This window comes from Bradyrhizobium sp. PRIMUS42 (assembly GCF_023006515.1).
Taxonomy (GTDB): domain Bacteria; phylum Pseudomonadota; class Alphaproteobacteria; order Rhizobiales; family Xanthobacteraceae; genus Bradyrhizobium.
The window spans coordinates 1-6,412 of sequence record NZ_JALBGZ010000364.1 but is presented as its reverse complement, the minus strand read 5'-3'; the positions used below and the strand labels follow the sequence as shown (position 1 = coordinate 6,412).

5 protein-coding genes are annotated in these 6,412 nt (G+C 65.3%); 1 reads left to right on the top strand and 4 read right to left on the bottom strand.

Annotated features, from left to right (window positions below; all coding sequences use genetic code 11):
- The coding region (locus tag MOV75_RS23520; protein WP_247006706.1) for a GntR family transcriptional regulator at nucleotides 1–500 on the top strand (500 nt) is incomplete at its 5' end.
- 9 nt (nucleotides 501–509) lie between these two features.
- Here the strand turns inward: MOV75_RS23520 and MOV75_RS23515 are convergent.
- The 4 genes from MOV75_RS23515 to MOV75_RS23500 form a co-directional block, all read right to left on the bottom strand.
- Complete coding sequence (locus tag MOV75_RS23515; RefSeq protein WP_246924010.1) at nucleotides 510–1,592, bottom strand: HupE/UreJ family protein; 1,083 nt, start codon at nucleotides 1,590–1,592, stop codon at nucleotides 510–512.
- 18 nt (nucleotides 1,593–1,610) lie between these two features.
- Nucleotides 1,611–2,084 carry a Cys-tRNA(Pro) deacylase gene (gene ybaK / locus MOV75_RS23510; RefSeq protein ID WP_246924007.1) on the bottom strand — a complete coding sequence of 158 codons (474 nt, stop codon included), beginning with the start codon at nucleotides 2,082–2,084 and terminating at the stop codon, nucleotides 1,611–1,613.
- Between the two features lie 324 nt (nucleotides 2,085–2,408).
- Nucleotides 2,409–5,177 carry a formate dehydrogenase subunit alpha gene (gene fdhF, locus MOV75_RS23505; protein WP_246924004.1) on the bottom strand — a complete coding sequence of 923 codons (2,769 nt, stop codon included), beginning with the start codon at nucleotides 5,175–5,177 and terminating at the stop codon, nucleotides 2,409–2,411.
- On the bottom strand, nucleotides 5,174–6,412 hold a 1,239-nt coding region (locus MOV75_RS23500; RefSeq protein ID WP_247006705.1), incomplete at its 5' end, for an NADH-quinone oxidoreductase subunit F. The genes fdhF and MOV75_RS23500, both read right to left, overlap by 4 nt.

Below are 6,412 nucleotides of genomic sequence, written 5' to 3'. Positions count from 1 at the left end.
TCGCCGCTCGCGGCTTCGTCGAGCCCGCCGGCGGCCGCGGCCTGATCGTGCGCAATCTCGACATCTCCGAGGTGCTTGAACTCTACGCCATGCGCGAGATCATGGAAGGCGCCGCCGCGCGCCTTGCCGCCGAGCACGCCTCCGCCCCCGAGATCGATGCCATCAGGGATATCGAGCAGGCTTTTGTCGAGGCGTCGGAGACCGACGCAGCCGAGATGGCAAGAGAAAGGGCAAGGCTCAATCGCGCCTTCCACGAGGCCATCTGCCGCGCCGCGCGCAACCGCTATCTCGACAATGCCTCCCGCGAATTGCAGGACTGGATCGCCCTGCTCGGTCCGACCACATTCACCGTATCGGGCCGCCCGTCGACCAGCCACGGCGAGCATCAGGCCATCATCGACGCCATCGCCGCGCGCAAAGGCGATGAGGCGGAGCAACTCGCGCGCGCGCATATCCGCGAGGCGCTGCGCTGTCGGCTCAAGCTGCTGCAGAAGCAATAGGCCTGTGGCTCACGCTTCCCAAATGCGCACCAGCAGCCAATAGCCGCCGAGCAAGCTGATCACCGCCGACACCATGTAGACCAGTCTCGCCGCCCTCACCGGCCCGGCCCGGTCGGTCGTGGTCAGCCGGTCCAAGAAGCCGAGCGCCGGCAGCGCGACCGCGACGATCGCGATCTGCCCGATCTCCACGCCGATGTTGAAGGCGGCGAGCGCCGGTACTGCTGCGTTTGGCGGCAGGCCGATCTCGCGAAGCGCTCCGGCGAAGCCAAAGCCGTGGATCAGTCCGAACAGAAAGGTCATGCGCCAGCGCTTGTCGACATCGCGTGAGAAGAAGTTCTCCACGGCCACGAAGACGATCGAGGCGGCGATCGCAGGCTCCACAATGCGGCTTGGGATGACGAGGAGGTTCAGCGCGGCCAGCGACAAGGTGATCGAATGGGCGATGGTGAAGGCCGTCACGATCTTGACGACGGGAAGGAGCTGTCTGGCCCACAACACCACGGCAATCAGGAATGCGACGTGATCGTAGCCGAGGAAGATGTGCTCGATGCCGGTCAGGCCATAGCGCTGCATGGTCGACCACAGCGGCGGCGCAGTTGAGAGCGTGACCGACGTATTGCCGGCGTCCAGCAAGGCCTGCACCTCCGACCTGCCCTGCGCGATCAGCACGACTTGGCGTGCGCCCGGATCCTTCTCGGTCAGCACGGTGGAGCGGTAGATGATGTCGCCGCCGGCCTCGGCGCAGGCAAAGCTGTTGCGATAGATGATGCCGTCGCCGTCGGCCAGGATCGCTGCATCTCCGGCCGGACAGGCCCTGGCCCCGCCCGTTACGGCCAAGTGCGTGCGCATATAGGCGAGGATGGCTGCTCCGGCCGCTTCGACCGCCGCGGGATCGACCGCGTCCCGTCTCGAATCATAGGTCTTCGTGCCGATCAGGCGATCGACATCGCCGCCCTTCAATCCGAGCTCGACCCTCACCGTGCGATCGGGGCTCAGCGCCACGCGCGCCGTGACGAGGTTGACCTGATGCGCCTCAGCCGGAAGACCGATGCCGAGCAGAACCGCAAGCCACATCAGCCGCGGCCATCTCATGGTCCCACCCCATTGCCGTCACGCCAGCACATCCGCCACGACCGCCTTCAGGAGGTCCTTCACATCAGCCGGTCTCAGCCGCACCTGCAATCCGCGCTGACCGCCATTGAGATAGACTTGGTCGTGCGCGAGCGCGCTCTGCTCGATCACGGTGCCGACCTGCTTGCGCTGTCCGAACGGGCTGATGCCTCCGACCTTGTATCCGGTGACGCGCTCGGCCTCGGGTGGCTTCATCATCTGCGCCGACTTGCCGCCCGCGGCCGCTGCGAGCTTCTTCATCGAGACCTCCTGGTCGGATGGGACGACGACGCAGACCGGCTTGCCGTCCACCAGCGCCATCAGCGTCTTGAGGACGCGCGCCGGGTCCTCGCCGAGCGCGGCGGCGGCCTGAAGGCCGATACTCTCGGCGTCAGGATCGTAGTCGTAGGCATGGACGGTGAAGGCAATACCGGAGGCCGTGAGCGCTCGGGTGGCGGGCGTAACTTTGGACATGCGCCATGTCTACCACCGTCGTTGCGAGGAGCGAAGCGACGAAGCAAGCCAGAATCTTGCCGTTGAGGCGGCCTGGATGGCTTCGCTTCGCTCGCAATGACGGTGTAGACACGTTTGTGCACCACACCCTCGACCATCGCCCGGCTTGACCGGGCGATCCAGTATTCCAGAGACGTCAGCGATTGAACCGAAAGGCCGCGGCGTACTGGATGCCCCGGACAAGCCGGGGCATGACGGCGGTTTTTGTGGCAAGCCTCGTGCGCGGGGACGACAGCGGAATTTGGTGATCCTACGCCGTCAAACTCCACGGGCAGAAGGTCCTCCCTACTCCGCCGCGTCCCGCATTTCCGCGCGCTCGGCCCTGGCCGCGCAGAACTTGAATTCCGGGATCTTGCCGAACGGATCGAGCGCCGGGTTGGTCAAGAGATTCGCTGCCGCTTCCGCGTAGCAGAACGGCATGAACACCATGTTCTCCGGCACGTCGCGGTCGGAGCGCACCTTGACCTCGACGGCGCCGCGGCGGGTCTCCAGCCGAATGAAATCGCCGGGCGCGAGCTTCTTCATGCGCATGTCCTTTGGCGACATGAAGGCGACCGCCTCCGGCTCGATCTGGTCGAGCACCTGCGCGCGACGGGTCATCGAGCCGGTGTGCCAGTGCTCCAGCACGCGGCCGGTCGACAGCACCATCGGATATTCGGCGTCGGGCACTTCGTCCGGCGGTATGACGTGAGCCGGCACGATCTTGCCGCGGCCGCTCGCGGTCGGGAAGCCCGTGGTGAAGATGATCTCGTTGCCGGGCACGTCGGGACCGTCGACCGGATAGGTCACCGCGCCTTCGCGCACCAGCCGCTCCCAGGTGATGTTCTTCAGCGACGGCATCAGCTGCGCCATCTCGGTGAAGACGTCGCCGGGGCCGGCATAATTCCACGGCAGGCCCATGCGCTTGCCGATCTCCTGAATGATCCAGAGATCCTGCCGCGCATCACCGGGTGGCTTGATCACCTGGCGCGCGAGCTGCACGCGGCGATCGGTGTTGGTGAACGAGCCTTCCTTTTCCGCAAACGCCGAGGCAGGCAGGATGACGTCGGCGTGGAACGCGGTCTCGGTGACGAAGAGATCCTGCACCACGAGATGGTCGAGCATCGCGAGCGCCTGGCGCGCATGCTGGAGATCGGGATCGGACATCGCGGGATTCTCGCCCTCGATATACATGCCCTTGATCTCACGGGCATGGATCGCGTTCATGATCTCGACCACGGTGAGGCCGCGAACGGGATCGAGGTCCTGATCCCACAACTTCTCGAAGGCCCCGCGCAAATCGTCGCGGCTGACCGGCTGATAGTCCGGCAAAAACATCGGGATCAGACCGGCGTCGGAGGCGCCCTGCACGTTGTTCTGGCCGCGCAGCGGATGCAGGCCGGTGCCGGGCCGACCGACCTGGCCGGTGATCAGCGCCAGCGCAATCAGGCAGCGCGCATTATCGGTGCCGTGGACATGCTGGCTGATGCCCATGCCCCAGAAGATGATCGACGACTTCGCCCGCGCATAGGTCCGCGCGACCTCGCGCAGCGTTTGCGCCGGGATGCCGCAGATCGCTTCCATCTTCTCCGGCGTGAACTCCTTGATCTTCTCCTTGAGGTCGTCGAAGCCCTCGGTGTAGCCGGCGATGTACTGGTCGTCGGTCAGGCCTTCCGTGATGATCGTGTTGATCATCGCGTTCAGCATCGCGACGTCGGAGCCGGGCTTGAACTGCAGATGCTTGGTCGCGTGGCGCGACAGCGTCTGCCGGCGCGGATCCATCACGAACAGCTTTGCGCCGTTCTGCTTGACCGCGTTCTTGATGAAGGTCGCCGCGACCGGATGGTTCACGGCCGGATTGGCGCCGATCACGATGATGACTTCGGCGTCCATCGCAGCGGCGAACGGCGCCGACACCGCGCCCGAGCTCAGGCCTTCGAACAGCGCGGCGACCGAGGAGGCGTGGCACAGTCGGGTGCAATGGTCGACGTTGTTCGAGCCGAAACCGGTGCGCACCAGCTTCTGGAACAGATAAGCCTCTTCGTTCGAGCCCTTGGCCGAGCCGAAGCCCGCCAGCGCCTTCACGCCCTTCTCGTCGCGGATCTTGACGAGGCCCTTGGCGGCGATGTCGAGCGCTTCTTCCCAGCTTGCCTCGCGGAAATGGGTGAAGGGGTTGGCCGGATCGACCTGGTCGTTGGAATCCTTCTTCGCATTCGGCAGCCGAACCAGCGGCTTTGTCAGGCGATGCGGGTGGTGGATGTAGTCGAAGCCGAAGCGACCCTTGACGCAGAGGCGGTTGTGATTGGCGGGGCCGTCGCGGCCTTCCGCATAGATCACCTTCTCGTCCTTGACCTCGTAGGTAACCTGGCAGCCGACGCCGCAGAACGGGCAGAGCGAATCGACCTTCTTGTCCGCGTAAGTCACGCGGGTCTGCTTCTCGTCGAGCATCACGGCCGGCATCAACGCGCCGGTCGGACAGGCCTGCACGCATTCACCGCAGGCGACGCAAGTGGACTCGCCCATGGGATCGTCGAAGTCGAACACGATCTTCGAGCCGTGATTACGGTAGGCCATACCGATGACGTCGTTGACCTGGACCTCGCGGCAGGCGCGCACGCAGAGGCCGCACTGGATACAGGCATCGAGATTGACGCGCATCGCCGGATGGCTGGCGTCGGTCGCCCAGCGCTCGGCGGCGGGGAAGCGGCTCTCGGTGACGCCTGTCGTCTCGGCCCAGTGCCAGAACTTCGAATCCGGATCGTGGCTGGTCTCGCGCGCCGGCTGGTCGGCGACGAGCAACTCCATCACCATCTTCTGCGCCGACACCGCCCGCGCAGACTCGGTCTTCACCTTCATGCCGACCGACGGCGTACGCTTGCAGGATGCCGCCAGCACGCGTTCGCCCTCGATCTCGACCATGCAGGCGCGGCAATTGCCGTCGGGGCGATAGTCTGGCGCCGGCGAGTAGCACAGATGCGGGATGTCGCGGCCCTGGCGCTTTGCGACCTGCCAGATGGTCTCGCCGGCATTGGCTTCGACCTGCTTGCCGTCGAGCTCGAACGTAATCTTGGTCATTCAGCCGCTTCCTTGAACTCGTCAGGGAAATATTTGATCACGGTGGACAGCGGATTCGATGCTGCCTGTCCAAGCCCGCAGATCGAGGCATCGCGCATCGCTTGGCTCAATTCTTCCAGGAGAGCGCGGTTCCAGACCGGCTTCTGCATCAGAGCTGCCGCCTTCTGGGTTCCGACGCGGCACGGCGTGCACTGGCCGCAGCTCTCGTCCTCGAAGAACTTCATCAGGTTCAGCGCCGCCGCGCGCACGCTGTCCTTCTGCGACAGGATCACGATCGCGGCCGAGCCGATGAAGCAGCCGTATTTCTCCAGCGTGCCGAAATCGAGCGGAATGTCGTCCATCGACGCCGGCAGAATGCCGCCGGACGCGCCGCCCGGCAAGTAAGCATAGAACTGATGGCCGTCGGCCATGCCGCCGCAATATTCGTCGATCAGCTCGCGCACAGTGATGCCCGCGGGCGCCAACTTCATGCCCGGGTTCTTGACGCGACCCGAGACCGAGAAGCTGCGCAGGCCGTTGCGCTCATGACGGCCGTGGCCCTTCCACCAGTTGGCGCCCTTCTCGACGATGTCGCGCACCCACCACAGCGTCTCGATGTTGTTGATCAACGTCGGCAGGCCGAACAGGCCGACCTGGAACGGATAAGGCGGCTTGTGCCGGGGCAGGCCGCGCTTGCCCTCGATGCTTTCGAGCAGCGAGGATTCCTCACCGCAGATATAGGCGCCGGCGCCGCGGCGCATGTGCAGCGTCGGACCGCCCGGTGGAAGCTTTGCGATCTCGCGCTCCAGGATCTCGCGTGAGGCCGGATATTCGTCGCGCAGGTAGATGTAGACGTCGGAGGCCTGCACCACATGCGCACCGATCAGCATGCCCTCGATGAAACGGTGCGGATCGCTTTCGAGGTAGACGCGGTCCTTGAACGTGCCGGGCTCGCCCTCGTCGCCGTTGATCGCCATCAGTCGCGGGCCGGGCTCGCCGAGCACTGCGCGCCATTTGCGTCCTGTCGGGAAGCCGGCGCCGCCGAGGCCGCGCAGCGAAGCATCATCGAGCGCCTTCAGAAGGTCGTCCTTTGACAGCTCGCCGGAGCGCAGGCGGCCCAGCAGCTTGTAGCCGCCCCCGGCAACATAGGCCTCATAGCCGACATAGTTGGGCAGATGCGCGTGGGTGTCGCCGGCCTTCGCGGCCGCCATGACGTTGGCCACGCTCGCGTGGTCGACGAAATTGTGCCCGACCTC

Coding starts and splice junctions, on each gene's coding strand:
- MOV75_RS23515 (WP_246924010.1), bottom strand. CDS start 1,592: ATGAGATGGCCGCGGCTGATGTGGCTTGCGGTTCTGCTCGGCATCGGT.
- ybaK (WP_246924007.1), bottom strand. CDS start 2,084: ATGTCCAAAGTTACGCCCGCCACCCGAGCGCTCACGGCCTCCGGTATT.
- fdhF (WP_246924004.1), bottom strand. CDS start 5,177: ATGACCAAGATTACGTTCGAGCTCGACGGCAAGCAGGTCGAAGCCAAT.